This is a genomic window from Ruminococcus albus AD2013, from assembly GCF_000526775.1.
In the GTDB taxonomy this organism is placed as follows: domain Bacteria; phylum Bacillota; class Clostridia; order Oscillospirales; family Ruminococcaceae; genus Hominimerdicola; species Hominimerdicola alba_A.
In genome coordinates this window covers 105,014-126,964 of record NZ_JAGS01000001.1, presented here as the reverse complement: position 1 = coordinate 126,964, position 21,951 = coordinate 105,014, and the positions used below count along the sequence as shown (strand labels likewise).

Annotated in this window: 23 protein-coding genes; 13 read left to right on the top strand and 10 right to left on the bottom strand. The window is 46.7% G+C overall.

The features are described 5' to 3' along the window. The first annotated feature begins 51 nt into the window (after positions 1-51). From galE to N773_RS0100630, 6 genes are all read left to right on the top strand, one after another. Complete coding sequence (galE, locus tag N773_RS0100655) at positions 52-1,062, top strand: UDP-glucose 4-epimerase GalE (RefSeq protein WP_024855955.1); 1,011 nt, start codon at positions 52-54, stop codon at positions 1,060-1,062. 147 nt (positions 1,063-1,209) lie between these two features. Further along, positions 1,210-1,491 (top strand): hypothetical protein, encoded by a 282-nt coding sequence (locus tag N773_RS0100650; protein WP_024855954.1) that lies wholly within the window; start codon positions 1,210-1,212, stop codon positions 1,489-1,491. A gap of 31 nt (positions 1,492-1,522) precedes the next feature. Further along, complete coding sequence (locus tag N773_RS0100645; protein WP_024855953.1) at positions 1,523-3,025, top strand: sialate O-acetylesterase; 1,503 nt, start codon at positions 1,523-1,525, stop codon at positions 3,023-3,025. 203 nt (positions 3,026-3,228) lie between these two features. Then, positions 3,229-3,885, top strand: coding sequence for a hypothetical protein (locus N773_RS0100640; RefSeq protein ID WP_024855952.1), 657 nt, complete (start codon positions 3,229-3,231; stop codon positions 3,883-3,885). A 28-nt stretch (positions 3,886-3,913) separates the two neighbouring features. Beyond that, positions 3,914-4,660 (top strand): class D sortase, encoded by a 747-nt coding sequence (locus N773_RS0100635; protein ID WP_024855951.1) that lies wholly within the window; start codon positions 3,914-3,916, stop codon positions 4,658-4,660. Positions 4,661-4,683: 23 nt separating this feature from the next. Beyond that, positions 4,684-5,559, top strand: coding sequence for a hypothetical protein (locus N773_RS0100630; protein WP_242840334.1), 876 nt, complete (start codon positions 4,684-4,686; stop codon positions 5,557-5,559). Between the two features lie 255 nt (positions 5,560-5,814). Here the strand turns inward: N773_RS0100630 and N773_RS0100625 are convergent, their stop codons facing one another. Together N773_RS0100625 and N773_RS0100620 are read right to left on the bottom strand one after the other, a co-directional pair. Next, entirely contained in the window at positions 5,815-6,291 is a 477-nt protein-coding gene (locus N773_RS0100625) for a GGDEF domain-containing protein (protein WP_024855949.1), read from the bottom strand. Between the two features lie 35 nt (positions 6,292-6,326). Further along, positions 6,327-7,733, bottom strand: coding sequence for a sodium-dependent transporter (locus N773_RS0100620; RefSeq protein ID WP_024855948.1), 1,407 nt, complete (start codon positions 7,731-7,733; stop codon positions 6,327-6,329). Positions 7,734-8,022: 289 nt separating this feature from the next. Between N773_RS0100620 and N773_RS0100615 the strand changes: the two genes are divergently transcribed. The 5 genes from N773_RS0100615 (at position 8,023) to N773_RS0100595 (ending at position 12,115) form a co-directional block, all read left to right on the top strand. Next, on the top strand, positions 8,023-8,403 hold the full coding sequence (locus tag N773_RS0100615; RefSeq protein WP_024855947.1) for a hypothetical protein: 381 nt from the start codon (positions 8,023-8,025) through the stop codon (positions 8,401-8,403). 224 nt (positions 8,404-8,627) lie between these two features. Further along, positions 8,628-9,299, top strand: coding sequence for a response regulator transcription factor (locus tag N773_RS0100610; RefSeq protein WP_024855946.1), 672 nt, complete (start codon positions 8,628-8,630; stop codon positions 9,297-9,299). A 180-nt stretch (positions 9,300-9,479) separates the two neighbouring features. Then, a complete protein-coding gene (locus N773_RS0100605; RefSeq protein WP_024855945.1) occupies positions 9,480-10,397 on the top strand; it encodes an ATP-binding cassette domain-containing protein in 918 nt (305 codons plus the stop codon). Next, positions 10,394-11,152: an ABC transporter permease gene (locus tag N773_RS0100600; protein WP_024855944.1), complete on the top strand. Its 759-nt coding sequence runs from the start codon at positions 10,394-10,396 to the stop codon at positions 11,150-11,152. Before N773_RS0100605 ends, N773_RS0100600 begins: the two co-directional genes overlap by 4 nt. A gap of 81 nt (positions 11,153-11,233) precedes the next feature. Next, positions 11,234-12,115 (top strand): sensor histidine kinase, encoded by an 882-nt coding sequence (locus N773_RS0100595; RefSeq protein WP_024855943.1) that lies wholly within the window; start codon positions 11,234-11,236, stop codon positions 12,113-12,115. A 26-nt stretch (positions 12,116-12,141) separates the two neighbouring features. On the opposite strand, the gene N773_RS0100590 is transcribed toward N773_RS0100595, so the two are convergent. The 3 genes from N773_RS0100590 to N773_RS0100580 form a co-directional block, all read right to left on the bottom strand. Continuing rightward, positions 12,142-12,900 carry a DUF3169 family protein gene (locus tag N773_RS0100590; RefSeq protein ID WP_024855942.1) on the bottom strand — a complete coding sequence of 253 codons (759 nt, stop codon included), beginning with the start codon at positions 12,898-12,900 and terminating at the stop codon, positions 12,142-12,144. Beyond that, on the bottom strand, positions 12,887-13,105 hold the full coding sequence (locus N773_RS0100585) for a helix-turn-helix transcriptional regulator (protein WP_024855941.1): 219 nt from the start codon (positions 13,103-13,105) through the stop codon (positions 12,887-12,889). Before N773_RS0100585 ends, N773_RS0100590 begins: the two co-directional genes overlap by 14 nt. Before the next feature lie 87 nt (positions 13,106-13,192). Beyond that, positions 13,193-13,822: a hypothetical protein gene (locus N773_RS0100580; protein ID WP_024855940.1), complete on the bottom strand. Its 630-nt coding sequence runs from the start codon at positions 13,820-13,822 to the stop codon at positions 13,193-13,195. 280 nt (positions 13,823-14,102) lie between these two features. Between N773_RS0100580 and N773_RS0100575 the strand changes: the two genes are divergently transcribed. Then, positions 14,103-14,921 (top strand): AraC family transcriptional regulator, encoded by an 819-nt coding sequence (locus tag N773_RS0100575; RefSeq protein WP_024855939.1) that lies wholly within the window; start codon positions 14,103-14,105, stop codon positions 14,919-14,921. 9 nt (positions 14,922-14,930) lie between these two features. Then, positions 14,931-15,413: a hypothetical protein gene (locus tag N773_RS0100570; RefSeq protein WP_024855938.1), complete on the top strand. Its 483-nt coding sequence runs from the start codon at positions 14,931-14,933 to the stop codon at positions 15,411-15,413. A gap of 68 nt (positions 15,414-15,481) precedes the next feature. Here the strand turns inward: N773_RS0100570 and N773_RS0100565 are convergent, their stop codons facing one another. From N773_RS0100565 to N773_RS0100545, 5 genes are all read right to left on the bottom strand, one after another. Then, entirely contained in the window at positions 15,482-16,330 is an 849-nt protein-coding gene (locus tag N773_RS0100565) for a TPM domain-containing protein (protein ID WP_037286760.1), read from the bottom strand. 12 nt (positions 16,331-16,342) lie between these two features. Next, positions 16,343-17,419: a hypothetical protein gene (locus N773_RS0100560; RefSeq protein ID WP_024855936.1), complete on the bottom strand. Its 1,077-nt coding sequence runs from the start codon at positions 17,417-17,419 to the stop codon at positions 16,343-16,345. A 119-nt stretch (positions 17,420-17,538) separates the two neighbouring features. Next, on the bottom strand, positions 17,539-18,885 hold the full coding sequence (locus N773_RS0100555) for an SPFH domain-containing protein (RefSeq protein ID WP_024855935.1): 1,347 nt from the start codon (positions 18,883-18,885) through the stop codon (positions 17,539-17,541). A 68-nt stretch (positions 18,886-18,953) separates the two neighbouring features. Then, on the bottom strand, positions 18,954-19,232 hold the full coding sequence (locus N773_RS0100550) for a hypothetical protein (RefSeq protein WP_024855934.1): 279 nt from the start codon (positions 19,230-19,232) through the stop codon (positions 18,954-18,956). Positions 19,233-19,381: 149 nt separating this feature from the next. Further along, positions 19,382-21,736: a protein kinase domain-containing protein gene (locus tag N773_RS0100545; protein ID WP_024855933.1), complete on the bottom strand. Its 2,355-nt coding sequence runs from the start codon at positions 21,734-21,736 to the stop codon at positions 19,382-19,384. Between the last annotated feature and the right edge of the window lie 215 nt (positions 21,737-21,951).

Here is a 21,951-nt window from a genome sequence, read left to right as displayed (position 1 = left end):
TGGTATAATGATTATATATTAATTAAAATAATTTACCGGAGGTAATCTGACATGGCAATGATACTCGTTACAGGCGGCGCAGGCTTCATCGGCAGCCACACCGTCGTTGAACTGCTTAATGCGGGATATGACGTAGTTATAATGGATAACTTTTCCAATTCCAAACCCGAAGCCCTTAACAGGATAAGAAAGATAACAGGCAAGGAATTCGGCTTCTATGAGGCTGATATGCTTGACCTCACTTCAATGGACAGGATATTCGAGGAAAACAAGATAGACGCTGTCATCCATTTTGCAGGACTCAAAGCTGTAGGCGAAAGCGTTGAAAAACCCGTTGAGTACTACCATAACAATATCACAGGCACTCTCCTGCTGATACAGGCTATGCGCAAGGCAGGCTGCAAAAAGATAGTATTCTCTTCATCAGCTACGGTATACGGTCCCGTGAACAAAGCGCCCTATACCGAGGATATGCCCACCTCTGCCACCAATCCCTACGGCTACACCAAGGTGATGATAGAACAGATACTCCGCGATGTATGTGTTTCCGATCCCGAATGGTCTGTATCCCTGCTGAGGTACTTCAACCCCATCGGCGCCCATGAAAGCGGACTTATCGGCGAAGATCCCAACGGCATACCCAACAATCTGCTGCCCTATATCTGTCAGGTAGCAGTCGGCAAGCTGGAAAGACTTGGTATCTTCGGTGATGATTACGATACCCCCGACGGCACAGGTGTCCGCGATTATATCCACGTGGTAGACCTTGCAAAGGGTCACCTCTGCGCACTTAAATACGTTATGGAGCATACAGGCTGTGACGCAGTCAACCTCGGCACAGGCAAGGGTTCTTCCGTTTACGATGTTCTCCACAGCTTTGAAAAAGCCTGCGGCAAGGAACTCCCCTACAAGGTCATGCCAAGGCGTGCGGGCGATATCGCCACCTGCTATGCAAACCCCGAAAAAGCCAAGAAGATCTTCGGCTGGGAGGCTAAGCTGACCCTCGATGAAATGACAGCCAGCAGCTGGAACTTCATCAAGAACAACCCCAACGGTCTATAAAAATACGAAATACAAATGACACTGTCGCGCCCGAAAAAAATTCACCTTTTTCGGGCGTTTTTTCATTGACAAAGCTTTCCCGTTGTGGTAAAATCAGAACAAAGAAAACAAGTTCACCGCTGTAAAACCTATAAAGGGGGTGCCAATATGCCGCACATCATCGGTCTTGTCTTTACATGGATATTCCGGATATCACTGGGATACTATGTCTTATGGCTGTACATCGGCATACACTGCGCTATCTTCGGCATAGAAGAGGGCTGGGCTGCACCCGCCCTGAAAAACAGCAAATGTCGCCGTAAATACGGCAGAGAAGGTTTCACAAACGGTATCGCCATTGGGTTCATACTGACTGCGTGCGGCGGCTGGGTAGTTCCGCTTTATCAGGCGGTTTACCTCATCATCAGGCTGATATTACGTTTACTATAAAATCAATCGGGTATAAACAGGAGGGATAATCATGTTGAAATGTTCACAGATGTTTTCAGACAGTATGGTTCTCCAGCGTGAGAAATGCATAGCTGTCTGGGGCACAGGCGAAGACGGAAAGATCATCACCGCGGCTATCGGCGAAAACAAAACCGAATGTACCGTCAAGGACGGCAAATGGCAGTGTGAACTGCTTCCCATGGAAGCGGCAGAGGGTCTTACCCTGACAGTTACCGACGGCACCGATACCATTACTTTTACCGACATTGCGATCGGTGAAGTCTGGTTATGCGGCGGTCAATCCAATATGGAACTGGAGATACAGAACGCCAAGGACGGCGCAAAATGCCTCGCCGAACTGAATAAGGACACCCCCATACGCTACTACTACACCCCGAAAGTCGCTACCGCCGAGGAAGCCGAACGTCAGGGTGAACAAGCCGTATGGCAAAGGGCTGACAGCGAAACTTCAAAATGCTGGAGTGCAGTAGGTCTCCACTTTGCACGCAAGCTTTCAAAAGACCTCGGAGTTGTAGTCGGTCTTATCGGCTGTAACTGGGGCGGCACCTCCGCTTCAAACTGGGTCGACAGAGAAACTCTTGAAAACGACAGGCGCATATCCTCCTATATCACCGAGTACGAAGATACCATAAAAGGCAAGACCCTCGAAGAACAGAAAGCCGAGTATGAAGCCTTTCTCGAACATGAAAAGAACTGGCTGAAAAAAGCGCAGGTCTACTGGGATGTTGACCCGAATATGTCATGGGGTCAGCTTGAAGAAAAACTGGGCATATACGGCTGGCCGGGTCCCAGAAACGAATTCAACCCCTTCAGACCCTGCAATATGTATGAAAATATGCTCACAAGGGTCTGCCCCTATACCCTCCGCGGCTTTCTCTACTATCAGGGCGAATCCGACGACCACAAACCTGACAGCTACTATGTACTGCTGACAGCGCTGATAGCAAAATGGCGTGAGATATGGGGCGACGATACCCTGCCTTTTATAATGGTACAACTTCCAATGCACAGCTACGCCGCAGACCCCGACTATAAAAACTGGTGCAAGATACGTTCAGCCCAGATGAAGACCTTCCGCACCGTGAAAAATACAGGCATCGCAGTTATCCTCGATTGCGGCGAGTTCAACGAGATACACCCCAAGGATAAACTCCCCGTGGGCGAAAGACTCTGCCTGCAAGCCGAAAAGATTGTCTACGGTATGGACGTTGACGCATTCGGCCCTATCTACGAAAGCTGTATCTTCAACGATGGCAAAGCCGAAGTGAGCTTCTCCCACGCCGAAAACGGTTTCAAAGTCAAAGGCTCCATCAAAGGCTTCGAGATAGCAGGCGATGACGGCAAATTCACCCCCGCTCAGGCAGCTATTGGCGGCGGAAAAGCCCTCGTATGGTCTGAAAAAGTCCCCTCTCCCAATGCTGTCAGATATAACTGGACAAACTACGGAGAGGTCACTGTATTCGGGAAAAACGGCATACCAATGGCTCCTTTTTCCACATCTGATGATGTGTAACTTAACATTAATTAAGCATAATATTATGTAAATTATATATAATGCACATAGTATACACATATAACAAAATTTCTTGTACGTTTTAAACAAAGTTATATATATGCTCTTGAAATTTCAAACGATTTATGCTATCATAGATAATGTCAAAGAGGAGATAGTCGAGGGCTATACCTAAAAAAGATTTGAGTTTGGAGGAATATGACATGATAAAGAAGATTTCTGCATTTGCAGCAGCAACTGTTATAGCAGCTTCAATGTCTATATCTGCATTTGCTACTACATATGAAGATGCAGTTCAGGCAGCAAAAGACGCAGGCGTTCAGGCTAACAACGTTCAGGAACTGGACAACTTCCTGCAGGTACACAAGGATTGCTTCACCAGCGATGAGTACGATGATATGATTGCTGAACTTAACAACATAAAGAACACTTATGTTGCACCTTACTGCCTTGGCGGTGCTAAGCAGAAGGTTGATAAGGCTCCGGCTGACCTTAGCGAACAGGATAAGATCCTTATCGGTAAGGAGTGGACTGAGGACGAGAAGAAGGCTATTCAGGACGCACTTATCAACCTCGGTAAGAAGCACAACGTAACCGTTACTATCACCAAGGTAGATGACGTTCATTTTGCAGTTGCAGCTGAGCACAAGCACGACAACAGCTCTTCCAATGGAAACGGCAATGGCAACGGCGGCAGCAACAACAATGCAGGCGGCACTACTATCAAGAGCGACAATCCTGTTGCTTCCACAGGTGCAGGTGAGACTGAGACATCCAGTGCAGCAGCAGCTGTAGCAGCTGTTACTCTTGCAATGGCTGGCTTCGGTGTGTTCATGGTTGCTAAGAAGAACAGAGCTTAATCAAAATTATATTTCGGAGTGATTTATCATGAGTGATGCCGTAAAGAAAACGGAACAGCACGCTCATAAGCATAAAACTTCGTCATCACGGGTGTTGAGGACAGTTACCTATGTTCTCACACCTTTTTTGATATTAGTTTTATTGTGCAGCACGGCTGTTCTCGCATTATTTAAACCATTCAAGAACTTTAAACCATACCTCGATACGACATTCGGCGCTACACCAATGGAGGTAAGAAATCTCCGTACTATCAATAAATACCGCGACGACGATGCCCCCGATCAGATCAAGGAAGTCGAAGTCGAAGTCAACGGCAAGCAGGAAACTCATACCATGGTCTATCCTTACTATGGCGATTATTATGCCGAACTCAACTGCGAAGCCGCCGGATTAAAAAAGGTCCCCGTTTACAGCGGCCAGGACGCCTATGTACTTGAAAAAGGCGCAGGCTGGTACAACGGTTCCGTATTTATCGGCAGACCGGGCAACGTCGTTATTGCGGGTCATAACCACACTTTTTTCTATAATCTGCCTAAGTGCGAAATAGGCGACGTTGTCACACTTGAGACCTCTTACTGCAAATGCACCTATATAATCGATGAAAGAGTTGTTTTCCACGAATCTGATTATACATATGTCTACCCCACCGATGATGACAGACTGACTATGTATACCTGTTGGAACGAGGGCAGACTCGGTATGTCCCAATACCGCCTTGCTTTCATATGCAAGCTGAAGGATATAGAATGGAAAGAGGTCGAGACAAAGGAATGAAACGACTATATCACTACCGCCCGATGCTGGCCTTAGCCATATTTGCAAGCCTGTTTGCAGTACTGACAGAGGCTCTTATATTCTGCCATAAAATGGTCTTCAATACCGATTATTATGTGTGGACTATAAGCAGCAGCGGCTCTGATAAAGCACTGTATGACGAGATAGACGAATACCTCGGTCAGTATTCCAATCCAACCGGGATCCCGAAAGAGGTCTACACCAAAAGCCTTGATGAAGAAAAAGTTTCCGTCACCGCGAAAAAACTCACCAGAAGTTCCCTTGATTATATGTTCGGCAGATCTCTTTCAAAACCGGATGTCGATTACGACTTCACCGAATTCGAGAACGATATTATCGAATATGTAGAAAAAGATGCCGATGACAGAGGGATCGAAAAAGACAAAGATTACTACGCTTCCATAGATAATACCATCGATATTGCAGAAAAGAAAATAAATTCCACATTCGATGTCCTGATGGCAAAAAAACTGGCGCTGAGCTCATCAGCTTCTGTCTTCAGAAAGATAGTTCCCGAACTTAGCCTTGGTATCGGCATATGTGTCTTTGTTCTTGCAGTGCTGCTGGGTCTTATGTTCTACATCGACCGCCACCACCCATTCGATATGCCCTACTGGTTTGGAACGCTGTTTTTCTCCTGCTCTGGAGTTTTCCTTATTCCGTCACTTTTCTGCCGATTTACAAATTATTTCGACGGTCTGTTCATGGAAAACAAAAGTGTTTACTATGCTATCACAAGCGCTATATATGGCGTGACCGACAGACTAATCTTCGTAAACGGCATACTTTTCGGACTGGGTATCGTCCTCATTATCTTTGCACAGGTGATACATATTTTCCGTGTACGTGAAGCAAAATCAAGGTCACACGAACACTAATGATCAACAAAATCAACACGACTACAAACTCCTCAAACTTCTGAACCCAAAAGTCGCGACAATATAAACATTCATAGCGTGGACAATACAAATGTCCACGCTATTTCTTTGTTGGAAATATTGCCGCGCTAGAAGTCGGCAACTATACACCAAAGCAAATATCCGCTCAGCCCACACACTTATATAAAAACAGGGAGTCCCTCTTCAAAAGGAACTCCCCGATTTTATATTATCAAATACCCCGAAATATTCAGTTTAAGGGTGCTCGGCATGATACCGCTCCTTGTCGGCACGCATATTCTCATATGCGGTTTTCAATGCAAAACGTATATCCTTAACGGACTCAGCAAAGCATGATCCCGCCGCAAAGGTGATACTGCCTGATTCTTCCAGACTTTTTCTGGAATCATCAACAGACTTCGTGTATCTGTCAAACTCTTCTTTTTTAAAACCCCAGAACACCACTACGAACTCGTCACCGCCGAAGCGATAGTACTCACCTCTGCATTTGGTGGCTTCCTCTATTACCAAAGCCACTTTTCTGATCTGCAGATCGCTCATCGCATGACCGTGATAATCATGATATTTTTTCAGATCATTTATATCCGTAAACAGCACGCCTATCGGTACGCTTTTGAATTTGTCTTCACGTTCTGCCATATCGGCAAATTCTTCAAAAGCTTCCTTTTTTAAATAGCCTGTCTGTACATCATATTTATCGGATATAGTCATGATATCACCTCATTTTCGGGAGTGGCTGCTTTATATTATTTCAGAAGCTTTTCCCAAACGCCCAGTGAACCCAGCAGCAAAAGGAAAAGCAGTACAGGCTCGATAAATTTTACCATAACGATGTACATCCCCTTTCTGCCGAAACGTTCGCCGTTTTTAGTAGCTTCGTCGATGATGGTCTTGGGCTTTACTATCCAGCCTATGAGTATGCAGGTGCTGATAGCAACAACGGGCATCAGGATATTATTGGAGATATAATCGAAGATATCCAGTATCTGACCTACGCTTCCGTTGGGCAGTTTCAGGTCGAAGTAGAATACATTGTAGCCCAGGCAGATAACTACGCCCAGTGCCAGTGCAGCAGCTGTTTCGATAGTAACAGCCTTTTTACGAGACCATCCGAACTTGTCCATCAGACCCGAAACAACGGCTTCAAGTATGGATATGGAACTTGTCAGCGCAGCGAACAGTACCATTATAAAGAATGCCGCGCCTATCCATGTGCCCGCAGGACCCATAGCTTCAAATACCTTGGGGAGTGATTTGAACATCAAACTGGGACCTGCTTCTTTCAGACCCTCATCGCCCATGAAAGCGTATACAGCAGGGATTATCATAACGCCTGCCAGGAAAGCTACCAGTGTATCGAATATCTCGATGCGGTTTACAGACTTCATCAGGTTCTCGTCGTCCTTGAAGTATGAACCGTAAGTTACCATGATACCCATAGCAACGCTTATTGAGTAGAACAGCTGTCCCATAGCGTCAAGCACAACGTTGAATATATCCTTTGCGCCCATGCCTTCCAGATTCGGTACAACGAAAATCTTGAAGCCGTCCAGACCTGTTCTGCCGTCATTGCCTTTCAGTGTCAGCGCGAATATCGATATACCTATTATCGTCAACAGAAGCAGAGGCATAAGTACCTTTGATATGGACTCAATGCCCTTGTTTACGCCCAGTGCGATAACGATAGCCGTCGCACCAAGGAAAATAACGTCGAATATAATGGGCGAAACAGGTGCGGTGATGAATCCGCCGAAATAATCGTCAGACGCCGCAGCAGTGCCGTTGCCCGTTGCGAATACAGTAAAATACTTCAGCACCCAGCCGCCTATCAGGCAGTAGTAAGGAAGTATCATAAAAGGTACTATCTCCGCGAAAACGCCTATCCACTTTGACTTTTTGTGAAGTTCACCGTAAGCTGTCAGACATCCCTGCCTGGTCTTTCTGCCCATTGCAACTTCGCTGACCAGCAGGGTGAAGCCGAAGGTCAGGGCGAGTATCAGGTATATAACCAGAAAGATACCGCCACCGTTTTTAGCCGCCAGATAGGGAAATCTCCAGATGTTTCCAAGTCCCACAGCCGAACCTGCCGCAGCAAGCACGAAGCCCAGGGAGCTTGAAAATGAATTTCGCTTTGTTCCGCTTGTTTTTTCCATTTTCTAACACTCCAGTTTCCTTGATATCCCTCACACCGCAAAACGTCCCGACGTGAAAATATCAAAAATATAAATAAAAATTACCTTTTGACATTATAACATATTTAAGAATTTTTTTCAACCCAATAAATGAATTATGGTCAGGTTTTTTATGAACTTTCAGCAGGTAAAATTTAGTATGTTATCATGACACCGTATAATCACGTTAACATGGTCAATAATAAAAACAGTGAACGGCAGATAAGAACCGTTTAACGATAGTATGCCATAAAAGAAAGGAAAGATAACTATGAAAAGATATCTTGCAGTGACCATCTGTGCGCTGTCGGCAGCGGCAGCCATTACAGCCTGTTCGGCAGGCGAACGCAATGATTCTGAGTATAAGACGGGAAAGTACGAGGAAAGCAGTACCGTGACCACAACACGCCCCGCTGTTACCTCAAAGGCTGAGACTTCACGTAAAGATGAGGTATCATCACGCCGTGAGGAAAGTTCTTCCAGGAGGGACGAGGAATCATCACTCCGCGACAATGACATATCCCGCGATGATTCGGGTGACGTTATGAGCCGTATCGGTGAGGGTATAGACGATATCCTCGAAGGGGGCAACGATGTCATTGATGACACCATCGACACAGGCAGAGATGTTGCAGACGATATTATAGACTGATCGTAAGGCGGGGCTACCCGCCTTTTATCATGTTCCCAGAGAGCTCGATACGTTACGGACGGTTATACAAAGTATACCCGATAAATTATTCCCGATGCCTTTACAATCGGGAAATAATTTGTTATAATATATAACGGACTTGTTACTGACCCCATACCGAGGTCGGAATAAAGTCATTAGATCCGATAAAGACAAAGTAGAACAAAACGGAGGTAGAAAACTATATGCAAAAAACAATACTTATAATAGAAGACGATGCCGAGATAAACGATATGCTCCGCATACTGCTAAGGCAAAACGGATACAGCACCATAAGCGCCTATTCGGGCACTGAGGGGCTTCTCGCCCACAGCAGGGACGTTGACCTTATACTACTTGACCTGATGCTTCCCGGGCGCAGCGGTGAAGAAGTTATACGTGACCTTAAAGAGAAGCACAACGTCCCTGTGATAATTACAAGTGCCATACACGATGTTGAAAAAAAGGTCGATCTTTTTTCATTGGGGGCAGATGACTACATCACAAAGCCTTTCAATAATGACGAGCTCCTTGCACGTATCGGCGCAAGGCTGAGGGCGAATTCGGGGACTGCATCGGGTGAGATGATAACCTTTAAGGATATAGAGCTGAATGTCACTAATTTCACAGTGAAAGTAGCAGGCAAGGAAGTGGAACTCCCCCGCTATGAATTCGCACTGCTGAAACTTTTTATGGAAAACCAGAACCGCACCTGCACCAAAAGCCTTATATACGATACCGTCTGGGATTATGAAAATTCCGCCGACGACAATACCCTGAACGTGCATATGAGCAAGCTTCGCAAAAAGCTGAAGGAGTGCAGCGACGAGGAATACATAGAAACTGTATGGGGCATAGGCTACCGCATGAAGAAATGATCGGTTAAGATTTTTTTAAGGGTTGATTTAAGTGTTTATTAAGACCTTACTGTTATAATAAAAACATAGCAAACGACATCGTTGTTATCCCGCGACATACGACATAAACAGCGGTTTTACAGAACTTAAAGTGCAGTTTCTGATGTCGTTTACTATAACAGAAGAACGGAGGTCAGGAAAATGCGAGAGATCGTACTTCAGACAAAGAAGCTTACAAAAAGCTACGGAAGATCCACTGCCCTCGACCATGCTGATATGACTGTATACAAAGGAGATATCTACGGTCTTATCGGCAGGAACGGTGCAGGCAAGACAACTATGATGAAAGTGGTTTCTGGTCTTACCGCCCCTACAAACGGCGAGTATTCCCTGTTCGGAAAAACAGGTCTTGCGGCGGAAAACGAAAAGCGGCGCATAGGCTGTCTTATTGAAAATCCTGCATTTTTCGGGAATATGACAGCTTACCAGAACCTGCGCTACTACTGCTATCAGAAAGGCATAGCTGACCGCAGGCAGATAGACGAAGTGCTTGACCTTGTAAAACTGAGCGACGCCAGGAACAAAAAGTTCAAGACCTTTTCACTGGGTATGAAGCAGAGGCTGGGCATAGCCTTTGCTGTACTGGATAATCCCGATATAGTCATACTTGATGAACCGATAAACGGTCTTGACCCCATAGGCATCAGCGAACTGCGTGATACTTTCCGCAGGCTTTCACACGAAAGGGGCATGACGCTGATAATATCCAGCCATATCCTTTCGGAACTCTATGCGGTGGCTAACAGATTCCTGTTCATCGACAGCGGAAAAGTCCTGAAAGAGGTATCAAGATCCGAACTGGACCTTGAATGTAGCAGATGTATAACACTGGGTACAGACGATACCGCAAAAGCTTCGACTATACTTGAAAGAAATCTGGGCATCACTGATTATAAGGTGATAGACAACCATGAGATAAGGATATACGACGAGAATGCAAAGTCCAATATCGTTAACAGGACACTGGTGCAGAACGATGTGGATGTAATGAAGATACATGAATCAGGCGTTTCGCTGGAGGATTATTTCAAGCAGCTGGTCGGGGAGGTGAAGTCATGATAAATCTTATGAAAGCGGATCTTTACCGCATAGTAAAGACAAAGGGCTTCATCATATTCTGGCTGATATCTATAATGGTCTCAATGACGTCCATAGCCTTGCATGAGCCCGGCGGCATACTTCTGGGCGGAGATTTCGACCTGAACGGTGCTCAGAAGCTGGATATCAAGCAGACAGCCATGAACCTTCTGTACTACTTTCTGCTTATAATGCCTGTTTTCGGAATAATCACTGCGGAATTCACCGAGCATACCATCAAAAACACCATAACCTCAGCCGTCAGCAAGGGCAGGTTCTATGTCGCTAAGACCCTGTTTGCTATTGTTTACTGCCTGAGCTGTTTCCTCGGTGCGAACTACATATTCTATTTCGTAAACCGCGCTGTCAACGGCAGCAAGTACAGTTCGTCCCTCGGTGAATTTTCAAAAGTCCTTTTCGGACAGTTCCCTGTTTTTGTGGCGATAGTATCCTTGTTCATTTTCCTTGCTTTCTTCTTCAAAAAGGGTGCTGCATTCAACTCCATTGTGATAATCTCACCTCTGGTGTATTCAGTTATCCTGTCAATACTCTGTGATATAGATAGTGCGCAGAAGATCACCGAAAAATTGGTAAAATTCGAGGTCAGCACCATGATAGGCAACCTTGCTTTAGGCTGTTCGCAAAGCTACCGCACCGACTGCTACATAGTATCCGCAGCCGTGACCGTGATATCATGTGTGCTTGGATATATCACCTGGAAAAACAGAGAAGTCTGAAATACTATACGCCGCAGCAAAAGACTGAGCTGCGGCGTTTGATGATGAATAAATATCGATCTTAGGATTGGGGGTGCCGATATGACAGCGGCAGTTATAATTTTATCGGTGATACTTGCTGTCGTGACGGCGCTTTTTATGCTTGAAAAGAAAGAGCTGGCTAACATAGCAAAACAGCTCGCCGAGCTGAGAAATCAGGACACGAACCGCCTTATCAACGGCGAAAACGGCATGGCAGATAAGCTTATCGTTGAGATAAACTCCATGCTGAAAGAGATACGCGAGACAAAGGCTGAATACAAAAAGAAAAATCACTCTCTTGAGCAGATGATAACCAATGTATCCCACGACCTGCGCACACCGCTGACCTCTGCCATGGGTTATATCGACCTGATACAGCATTCGGATCTATCCGAGGAAGAAAAAAGACGGGAGCTCGCCATAATCGAAAACCGCCTTATCAGACTTCAGGAGCTGATAAACTCATTCTTCGAGCTGTGGAAGATAATCTCCTGCGGCAAAAGTCCCGAAAGATCAAACATTGATATCGTAGCCGTACTTGAAGAAGCAATAGTACATTACTACGATGACTACTGCGGCAGGGACAGGCAGATAGTATTCAACTGCACACAGCGCAAACGAATGGTATCATCAAACAGGAATATGCTGCTGCGAATTTTCGATAACCTCATCGGCAACGCCCTGAAACACGGCGAAGGCGACCTGACCATCACCGTGATCGAAAGCGATGAACTGCGTATAACCTTTGAGAACGTTCCTATCTCTCAGGATATCGACACCGAACATATCTTCGATGAATTCTACACTACCGATATCTCCCGCACCAAGGGCAACACAGGACTCGGGCTTGCGATAGCCAAGCAGTTTACCGAAATGCTGGACGGGACTATCTCCGCTGCGCTTTCAAACGGCAAATTCATACTGACTGTTACTATGCAGTGAGCCATATCTGCGGCTTTTTGGGGATATCAGTGCTTATGTTCAAGCTTATACGCCGTAACGCAGTATGCGGTGTTCATTGTCAGCCATATGACACCTATGCATATTATTGGGATAAGCCCGTAGTGCAGTATCGTCTGAAGTACAAAAGCCAGGAACCACATGAACAAACAAGCGACATTTCCCGCCCTGTATGCGGTGAATCCTGCCTGCCATATCAGCTGTTTCTGGGCTTCGTCACAGCTGTCGAGCCATTTTTTCTCAAATTTGGGGTCAAATACCGAACCTTGTTTTTCGGGATTCAGCTTTTTGACGAGGTCCACACATCTGTCAGTCAGTAAAAGGGCACCTGCCATACCCAGCAGGAATACCACTGTGACCAATGTAAACAGCGCTGCAGATACCCTTGACTTTTCCAGGAAATATACTGCACTTGCTAAAAGCATGGTATTGAATATCATGTCGGTGGAACCGATGATATTAGCATGGTCAAGGGTGCTTTCCACACTGTCGATATAGTCTTCATCGTCGCCGTCCCACTTTTCGGCGGCTTTTTTTGCTGATATCATTTTCGCAAAAGCAGTGATAAGTCCGCCTATTACTATTACAGCGTGCAGAACAGTCAATACTATCGCGGCGTACTTTTCGTTTACCCTGAATATTTCCCTGAAATCCACTCCCTTGGTGGCTTTTCCCGCCATTCTTCCGACAGCGTAACCCAAAAAATACATCACCAGTACAACACACGCAACTTTCAGAACCACATTCAGTGTCTTACTCTTTTTCATTTTCGTCCTCCTCATATTCAAAAATATCTTCTACACTTACCTTGCATATCTTCGCCAGTTTCAGCGCCAGCGTGACCGACGGCGAATAATCTCCCCGTTCTATCTGGCTGATAGTCTGTCGGGAAGTACCTGCCAGCTTGCCCATCTCAGCCTGATTTACCCCAAGACGGGCACGCATCTCTTTTAAATGATTGTAAAGCGGCATCTCACCACTCCTTGTCCGTTTTTACCCTGACCTCCGAGAAATTTTTCGGAGGTCTTATTATTTGTGCTTATGTTTAAGCCCCTATTTTCAAAGCTGCATATCCTCTTTCTTCTCGTCATCCTCATTGCCGCCGATATTCACCTTATCCTTGCCTATCCTGATAGCCGCACCGCTGCATAACGTGATGAATCCCAGTATCAGAAATACAAATCCTATGACATTCATGGTGTTATCCTTGAAGCAAATGAAGAATACTATCGAAAAGGTGAAAAATGACGATGCTGTCATACCAAAGGGGGCAAAACCGCTGTCCTCAACATCCTTTGCAGTGGTTATCTCGCCGTTCCAGTCAACAGAATTAACACCTGTGAAGACGATTATCTCCTGTATCTGTGCTTTGAGATATTCAACAAAAGCATCTTCTTTCAACTCATAGCCCTTTGCCGTAAAATTGTAGTTCTTTACCAGCCTGAAACGCTTTTTGTCGTCGGGGTCGATGATCTTATCGAAGGTATAAAGGCATATGCACTGCTTCTCTTTATTGGTGAGACAGTAGGCAATGCCCTTGCTGCCCAAAGCTTTTTCACAGGCTGCCTTTACTTTTTCGGTATCATCGAAAAGGGCGGTAAAATTGGGGTCAGCGAACTTTTTCATCCTTACCTTGCTTATATCTGTCTGGCTTATCTTTCCGTTTATAGATGCTATGTTCTCTTTCATGACAATACTTCCTTTCATTCTGACAATTATCTTTTTCACTTTGACAAGTATTCTTTTCTTTATGACAACTATCCTTGTCATATTTGCATTATACCACTGACAAGGATAGTTGTCAACAATTTTGAGACAGAAAAGAGCATCTTCGTGTAAATGCACAAAAGTCGCAGTCTACAATTATTTAGAATGTGGAATTTTGCACGAGGGCTTGTTTGCTCTTGACGATGGAGAGTATTTGTGGTATTATAAATATAACAATATTAACCTATGGAGGTTACACACCATGTTCTTTGACGATTACCCTATCGTAGGCACCGAGACACGTTTGCCTATATACATAATAACCATCGGACAGAATGAATATCAGTCCCACGTAAGCAGACCCGAGGGCTTCCGCTACCCGCAGATAATCTACTGCACAAAGGGCAGCGGTATGCTGAACGTAGGCGGCGCAAGCTACCGCATATCCCCTAATATGGGATTTTTCCTGCCTGCTGAAACGCCGCATGAATACTATACCACAGGTGATCTTTGGGATACCCGCTGGATAACCGCAGGGGGCTACGGCTATGACCGTATGCTGAAAGAATTCGGCATGACAGAACCCCGCGTGTTCAGGCTTAGCGATATTAATGTGCTGGAAGAAGGCTTTATGAAGATGCATGAGGCGCTCCGCAGTGATACGATATTTGGTAATTATCGCGCATCGGGACTGCTTTATAACTTCCTTATAGATTTTTACAGGGTAGTATCAGGCGAGTACGAGGGCAGCGAACCCTCGGGACCGCTGGTAAAGGCTATCGAGTACATAAACCGCAATTATCCCGAAAAGATAACGCTGGAACAGCTTTGCGATGTATCCGGTGTCAGCAAACAGCATCTGTGCAGGCTTTTCAGAAAGTCCCTTAACTGCCGTCCTACTGAATATGTGGCAAAACGCCGTATACGCGAGGCTAAGACGCTTCTTGCAAATACGGAGAAGCCTATCGAACAGATAGCTGTGGAAACAGGCTTCTGCACCCCCGGATACCTGTGCGAACTTTTCAAGAGGTATGAAGAGATAACTCCCGGCGAGTATCGCAAGGAATTTACAAGGGATTAGTTCAGGCCTATGAAAGTTTCATTTGATCTTGATGACACGCTTTTCGTATCAGAGAAGAAATTTAAAGTTGAACCTGCGCTGGGCTTTCCGTGGAATCTGATCTACAAGGAAAGACTAAGGGCGGGGACTATCGACCTTATGAATTATATAAGGAATGCAGGTATAGAACTCTGGATATACACCACATCTTTCCGTTCGGAGAAATATATCCGCGGGATGTTCCGCCGCTATGGCATAAAGCTTGATGAAGTCGTTAACGGCAAACGCCATGCCGACGAAGTACAGAAGGGACATTCGGAGGGTATGCCATCGAAATACCCCAGCAAATACCGCATCGACCTGCATATCGATGATGATATCTCCGTTGCGCAGAACGGTCGGACATACGGTTTCAAGGTATTCACTGTGGGCGCACAGGACGATGAATGGGCGAACAAGATAATAAGTGAGATAGATAAGATAATGACGAGAAAGAAAGAGGAAAAGCGGTGAGATCGCTTATCACAGAAATTTAAGAAAAAAATAACGGCGGAGAGCTTAATGTTCTCCGCCGAGTTTTTTTAGAATTTTCCGCCCGAACCACTGTGGCTGTGTCCTGAGGAACTGTGGTGTGACGATGTTCCGCCGCTTCTGCCGCTGCTTCCGCTGCTGCTCTCGATACGTGTCCTTGTGACGTTTTTGTACAGGAAGTTATCGCGCTTAACAGTAATTTTGAAGCTGCCCTTGCGTATATAGTCGTCAGCACCGTGCTGCATGGATACGCTAGTCAGCTGTGCTTTTATGGATTCCGATACGATAAGACCAATAACCGCACCGCCTATCAGAGAACCTAATATCCAGCCGGGATGAAGCCTGCCCTTTGCCTTGTGGTTTACATCATAGGGTGTGCCTTTCTGCCATTCCTTGATGAAATCCTCACTGATATCGGCAAATTCATCAAATGCCTCTGCATAGTCGCCCTTTTTGAGTTCGGGAAGTATCTGATCCCACATAAACTGCTGACCATAATCGGTAAATATCTCTATGCCCTTACCGCATCCCGAAAACCATCGGTCACGTTCTTCCATTGAAAGCATCAGCACAAAGCCATCTTTGCTTTGCCCGAAGCCGAAACCGTTGTAATCGTAATAATCATCTGCATAAGCCTGAGGACTTCTGTCACCCAGTGAATAGCAGGTAAATATCACAACGTCTATCTGATACTCCTCGCTTATCCTGTCAAGCTTTTTAAGCAGGGCAGATTCTGCAAGTTCAGGAATTATATCGGCATCATCTACAAGACGAGGCTTGAGCCTTTCCGCGGGGATAGTGCGGGTAGAGGCGAATTCCTCGGGAATAGAGGCAAACGCGGGTATTGCGCTTATCACCATTACTGCTGCTGCCGCAAGGGCTGCAAAAATCTTCTTCATGATGCGCACCCCCTATCTGAAAAACATATAGCCTATGCCGAATATGGCTATAGCTGATATTATGGCCGTTATAAAGAATGTGCGCCAGAAAGCCTTGGGGTCGCAGGGCAGGTTGCCTACGAACTTTCCTGTCTGACCGTTCATGCCGAAGAGAAATGTTTTGCCGTTCCAGCTGGTGGTCAGTACCCATACAGGATAGAGGGCATACTTTGCCTTTGCCTGTTTGAGTCGGAGATTATCGCCCTCCTTGGTGACGCTGGAATAGCCCTGAACCGTATTTCTGAATGCGTCGTCAACACTTTCCTTGGCACGTACTGTGGCGCGTTCTGTCGAATCATCGGAACTGACATCGTACTTATCTGCCAGATAACCTGCCAGATAAGCGGTCTGGAAAGGTACTGCGTCCTTGAAATTGAAAGGACCTACGGACTCCATCAGGTCATCGGGCATTTTTGTGGAACCGTCAACGGGTATATTATCAAAGGACATAGTACCCTCGCGGTATACAGAATAGTAGCTTGTCTCGGTGATGCGGTAATTGCCCGAAGTATGGGAATGGGTCGTGGAACACTTATAACGCACACCTCCGTCGGCATCGGCATCAAAAAGCCAGCAGGGGACGTATATGCCCTTTACCTCGTCAAGATGGTTCTCATCCTTGAAAACCTTGGGCAGGAACTTCTTGCCGATGAGGTGCTTTTTAAGACCCTCAACCGCCGCATTCTTATCCACCTTGAAAGGTATGACGTAATCGGGTTTAAGGGTGCCGCGGAACTGACCTGTCATGACAACGGGGTTATCGCAGTATGGGCACTTAGTTGCACCAAGGGTCTCATCGCCGATTATCTCACCGCCGCAGGACTGACAGGAATAGACACGCATATTATCTGTCTCGCCCTCCTGCCACTGGTTGGCTTCGGGGTTCCAGTCTAACTCGTCGTTGCCGTCTGTGCTGAGGTCTTCGTCATATGCGAGGAGGGTATCCATATCGAACTCGGTCTCGCAGTAGGGGCATTTCATCTTCTGCACCTGAGAATTGAACTCTATGGCACCTGCACAGCACGGGCATTTATATTCTTGTACTGCCATCTATGTTTCTCCTAATCATTATATTCTGTCAAAAGACTGATACAGCCTTTGCCATACAAAACAATTGCAGAGATGCCTGCACCTCTGCAATCGCGTATTATTATGTTAAAATGCGCTTATCAGGTAGTTGCGTCGTTATCATCGAATACGTCGCCGCACTCGGGACAGAACTTGGGAGGATTGGAAGGATCCGCAGGAGTCCAGCCGCACTTGTCGCACTTATATACCTTAGCGCCTGCGGGCTTGGGTGCACCGCAGTTCTGGCAGAATTTGCCCTGATTTACTGTACCGCATGAGCAGGTCCAGCCGTTGACTTCTGCGGGAGCGGGCTTGGCTGCGCCGCAGTTCTGGCAGAATTTACCTGTATTTGATGTACCGCAGGAGCAAGTCCAGCTGTCAGCTGAGGGAGCTGCTGCCTGTGCCTGCTGCTGACCCATAGCGAATAGCTGCTGAGCATTCATGCCGCCAGCCTGCTGAGCCATATTTACGCCCATAAAGCCTGTCATAGCGCCTGCTGCATTGCTGCCTGCCGCACGCATAGCATCGCCCTGTGCTGCAACAAGTCCGCCTGCTGCCATGGTAGGATCTGCGTACATACTCATACGTCTGCCTTCCATGAAGAGCTTCTGGCTTTCCTGCTGAGCCTGCTTTATCATTTCCTGATCTTCCTTGGGCAGGTTGAGAGCCTTGATGGCAACTTCGATAACCTCGATACCCATATTCTTGCCCCATGAATCAGCAAGAGCGGTATTTACTGCGTTCTTCAGCTCGGTCTTCTTGCCTGCGATCTGGTTGGGTCTTATCTCCATATCCGAAAGGGTGGAGAATGCAGGAGTCAGCGCATCGATGAATTCAGCCTTCATTCTGGGAGCGATAGTCTCTTTTCTGTATTCGCTTGCCTGATTGCCGCAGATATTTGTGTAGAACAGCAGGGGGTCAACTATCTGGAATGTGTACATACCGCTGCACTTGATGGAAACATCAACGTCAAGACCGATCTTGGAGTCAACAACTCTGAAAGGTACTACCTCGGGAGTGCCGAAGAGGTTGTTGGAGATCTGCTTGGTATTGAAGTAGTAAACTCTCTGGTCCTTTCCGGGATCGCCGCCGTAGGTTATACGCTGACCGATCTGCTGGAATGTCTGCTTGATCTTCTGACCAAGCTTACCGTCAGCAAACAGTGATGGTGTGCCCAGTTCAAAAGTATATCTGCCGGGGCGGTTGCAGACTTCGATGATAGCGCCGTCTTCAACGATTATCATTGTCTGTCCGTCAGCTACTGCGATGCCAGAACCTGCGGTGATGATATTATCACTGCCCTTTTTATTCTGTCCTCTGTTTGTAATGACTTTCTGTCCTTTTACCATCAGCACTTCATCAGGGAGTGCCTCACAGTAAAAATATTCCTTCCACTGATCTGCCATTGTGCCGGCTGCTGCGCCGATGGCTGCTGCAATAAGTCCCATAGTTAGACCCTCCTTAAAAATTGTTCATTCTTCAATAAATATATAATACCTTATTATAATGGTATATTTTACCTTTTGCTATCTATCCGTTCATAGCCTTTCTGCGAATAGGGATTCTTGTTCACCTTCGGTTTTTCTGGAACATCGGGCTGAGAAGCTACCCAGTGCAGGAACAGCGTCCTTGCGCCTATGCCTGCAAGCCAGCATCCAAGCACCGTCCAGAAGCACCATATCGGGAGACCCAGCTTTAAATGCAGCACCAGAAGCACTGCGGCTATCAGTCCGCCCCATATATTCAGCAGGAGGTTCAGTGCGAATGAACCAAGAAAGCTTATCAGTCCTTTCACGCTATTCCTCCGTTCACAGAAAATAAAATTTTAATTGGAAAGCTACACAACTTTCCTAAATATTATAGCATATTTATTCACTGATTGCAAGACCTTTAGCCAAATTATTTTGGATATATTGCCAGTATTTTAATGCAAAGTTATCAAAATCATGGTTCAAGCAGTACCTTATTTCCGTTTCCGTCAACCACAACGATGTTTTTCAAACTGCCTCTGCCGAAGCTGCCTGTGGTACGACAGCTGACTTTCACACTGCGTTCGCCGTAGGGTACAAGAATTATATCCGTGGTATCGATAAGGTTGCCTCTTGCGTTTTCTGAACCGTTATAATAAATGTTCAGGTCAGGCCAGAGGAAATCCGAACCAGTATTGGTCACGGTCAGTTCGACCGTCAGCTTGTTGCCGTCTATCTCGGCGGACTCGACTTCGACTTCAAGTTCGTCCATATAGCCCACATCGTACCAGCCGCTTACCACGCCGTTACCCAGCATGGGGTCGGTGGAAGACAGGTAGTATGAATTCACATAGCCGTAAGTGTTATTATATACGGTATAGTACCATGCCGAACTGCCTGTATACCATATCTGCAAAGGAGTGCAGTCGGGTATGGCCGCCAGCTTTTTAGATGAGGAAGATTTTTCCTCACGCAGTGCCAGCGAATCGCCGTCTGTATCCACATACATTGTGCCCTTTGAGGTATAATTCAGTGCTGTACCCTCGGTAGCACCGCAGACCGTACAGGTCTTGGGTTTGGTGAGGGTGGCTTCTTTCCAGGTATGACCCTTTGCCTTGCCCCTTGTTTCGCCGCAGTGTTCGCAGGTCTCGGGTTCGGTGCAGGTTGCGGCTTTCCACTTGTGACCTATAGCCTTGCCCTCGGTCTTTTTGCATCTCTCACAGGTCTTGGGTTCGGTGCAGGTGGCTTCTTTCCACTTGTGACCCAGTGCGTCCTGACCTATCAGCCCGCAGACTTCACAGTACTGGGGCATTTCGCAGTCAGCGTCCTTCCAGGTATGTCCAAGTGCTTCGCCTTCGGTCTTTCCGCAGACGGTACAGGTCTTGGGGTGGGTGCAATCGGGCTGCATCCAGGTATGTTCAAGCTTGCTGCCCTCCTCCAGCCCGCAGACTTTACAGCGTTTCGGGTGGGTGCAGGTAGCGTCCTCAAACTCATGGTCTGCCAGTTCGCCGCGGGTCTTTCCGCAGCGGGTGCAGGTCTCGGGTTTTGTGCAGGTCGCCGCCTGCCAGTGGTGCAGGCATATGGTCTTTGTAAAGAAAAGCCCGCCTACACCCAGTAAAAAGCATATGGTCAGCCCGATGATCAGTGCCGCCCTTTTTGTAGCCTTTGAAAGATGTGCAGGCTTTTTCTCCTTTGGCGGGAGTTTTGCAGGGGGCTGTTTTTTGCGACGCTCGGGTCTTGCGGGGGCGGGGCGTACTATCAGTTCTTCCTCTTCCTCCTCGGTATCTCCCGGGCGGACAAAAATGCTGTCGGTCAGTTCGAGTTCGTCCCTTGTGTCTGTTTTTTCCTCTTTAGCAGGGGTAGTTTCGGGTGACTTTGTATCTACCTTATTATCAGTATCTTCTGTGGTATAGTAGCAGCCTTCCAGTGCCGACAGAAATTTTTCGGCATCGGGGATACGGTCGGCGGGGTCGAAAGCACAGCAATCCATGACCAGTTGTTTCAGCTTTTCACTGCCGTTTTTCGGCTTGCCGAAGTTTTTGCCGCTGAGTCTTGAAAATATAGCCGCATCGACTGCATTGCGGTTATCGCCCTCATTCACAAGGGGCAGACGGTCTTCATTCAGCAGATAATACAGGGTTATGCCCAGTGAATAGATATCGGCGGAAGCGCCGTAATGCTGTTCATTGGGGGTGCGGGCGTTCCAGACCTCGGGCGCCATAAAAGGCTGAGTACCCACAAAGGTGGCGAAACTTCCCGCCCTTGTCTGCTTGGCTATGCCGAAATCACCGAGGTAGAATTCGCCTTTATCGTCAACATAGATATTATCTGGTTTTATATCGCGGTGGAGCATATTTATCTCCTGCATTGAGCGCAGGGCTTCACCTATCTGCGAAGCAAGCTTAGCCACCTGACGCGGGGACATTACTCCCCTGCTGTTTATGTACTCGGTGAGTGTGGTATAATATTCCATCTGAATGAGCACATCAAAGCCGATAACATCGCCGTCATCGCCGATGATATCGCGGTAGGTATGGTTTATGCAGTGTACCAGATGGGGCTTATCCCCAAGGCGGTACATATTCTTTATCTCTTCCGCCACCTGCTGTTTGCGCTCTGCCATTTCCTGCTCGCGGCTCTCGCGGGTGGTGGAAACGCTTCTGTCGAGGATAATGGGCAGTACCTTTACTGCGCAGTATCTCACCTGTCCGTAAAGCTCCTGACGGAACTTATATACCTTGCCCGAACCTCCGCTGCCAAGATAGGAATCCTTGTACCAGTTCTCCCAAAGCGGCTCGTAGGACGACAGTCTCTCGCCTATGTCTTTCATATGCTCACCCCCTTGCTTCACATTTGATGTTTGTCATACATCATCTTTTTCACCCACATTATATCATAAACTCACATTATTTTCAAGGCTAATAATCAACCTTTCATTTTACTTTCACCCGTTTTGCACATATCGCAACCCCTGCTTGCGGCGGTGCGCGTATCGGGGGACAAATCTTTCAATTCGGTAACGGGGACAGGGAGAAATGTAATTGT

Bases quoted from the DNA above. Each gene is read 5' to 3' on its own strand.
- N773_RS0100555 (WP_024855935.1), bottom strand. From the start codon at position 18,885: ATGGGACTTATTGCAGCAGCCATCGGCGCAGCAGCCGGCACAATGGCA.
- N773_RS0100575 (WP_024855939.1), top strand. From the start codon at position 14,103: ATGTTCTTTGACGATTACCCTATCGTAGGCACCGAGACACGTTTGCCT.
- N773_RS0100650 (WP_024855954.1), top strand. From the start codon at position 1,210: ATGCCGCACATCATCGGTCTTGTCTTTACATGGATATTCCGGATATCA.
- N773_RS0100545 (WP_024855933.1), bottom strand. From the start codon at position 21,736: ATGAAAGACATAGGCGAGAGACTGTCGTCCTACGAGCCGCTTTGGGAG.
- N773_RS0100610 (WP_024855946.1), top strand. From the start codon at position 8,628: ATGCAAAAAACAATACTTATAATAGAAGACGATGCCGAGATAAACGAT.
- N773_RS0100645 (WP_024855953.1), top strand. From the start codon at position 1,523: ATGTTGAAATGTTCACAGATGTTTTCAGACAGTATGGTTCTCCAGCGT.
- N773_RS0100570 (WP_024855938.1), top strand. From the start codon at position 14,931: ATGAAAGTTTCATTTGATCTTGATGACACGCTTTTCGTATCAGAGAAG.
- N773_RS0100620 (WP_024855948.1), bottom strand. From the start codon at position 7,733: ATGGAAAAAACAAGCGGAACAAAGCGAAATTCATTTTCAAGCTCCCTG.
- N773_RS0100560 (WP_024855936.1), bottom strand. From the start codon at position 17,419: ATGGCAGTACAAGAATATAAATGCCCGTGCTGTGCAGGTGCCATAGAG.
- N773_RS0100580 (WP_024855940.1), bottom strand. From the start codon at position 13,822: ATGAAAGAGAACATAGCATCTATAAACGGAAAGATAAGCCAGACAGAT.
- N773_RS0100585 (WP_024855941.1), bottom strand. From the start codon at position 13,105: ATGCCGCTTTACAATCATTTAAAAGAGATGCGTGCCCGTCTTGGGGTA.
- galE (WP_024855955.1), top strand. From the start codon at position 52: ATGGCAATGATACTCGTTACAGGCGGCGCAGGCTTCATCGGCAGCCAC.
- N773_RS0100640 (WP_024855952.1), top strand. From the start codon at position 3,229: ATGATAAAGAAGATTTCTGCATTTGCAGCAGCAACTGTTATAGCAGCT.
- N773_RS0100595 (WP_024855943.1), top strand. From the start codon at position 11,234: ATGACAGCGGCAGTTATAATTTTATCGGTGATACTTGCTGTCGTGACG.
- N773_RS0100635 (WP_024855951.1), top strand. From the start codon at position 3,914: ATGAGTGATGCCGTAAAGAAAACGGAACAGCACGCTCATAAGCATAAA.
- N773_RS0100615 (WP_024855947.1), top strand. From the start codon at position 8,023: ATGAAAAGATATCTTGCAGTGACCATCTGTGCGCTGTCGGCAGCGGCA.
- N773_RS0100600 (WP_024855944.1), top strand. From the start codon at position 10,394: ATGATAAATCTTATGAAAGCGGATCTTTACCGCATAGTAAAGACAAAG.
- N773_RS0100630 (WP_242840334.1), top strand. From the start codon at position 4,684: ATGCTGGCCTTAGCCATATTTGCAAGCCTGTTTGCAGTACTGACAGAG.
- N773_RS0100565 (WP_037286760.1), bottom strand. From the start codon at position 16,330: ATGAAGAAGATTTTTGCAGCCCTTGCGGCAGCAGCAGTAATGGTGATA.
- N773_RS0100605 (WP_024855945.1), top strand. From the start codon at position 9,480: ATGCGAGAGATCGTACTTCAGACAAAGAAGCTTACAAAAAGCTACGGA.
- N773_RS0100590 (WP_024855942.1), bottom strand. From the start codon at position 12,900: ATGAAAAAGAGTAAGACACTGAATGTGGTTCTGAAAGTTGCGTGTGTT.
- N773_RS0100625 (WP_024855949.1), bottom strand. From the start codon at position 6,291: ATGACTATATCCGATAAATATGATGTACAGACAGGCTATTTAAAAAAG.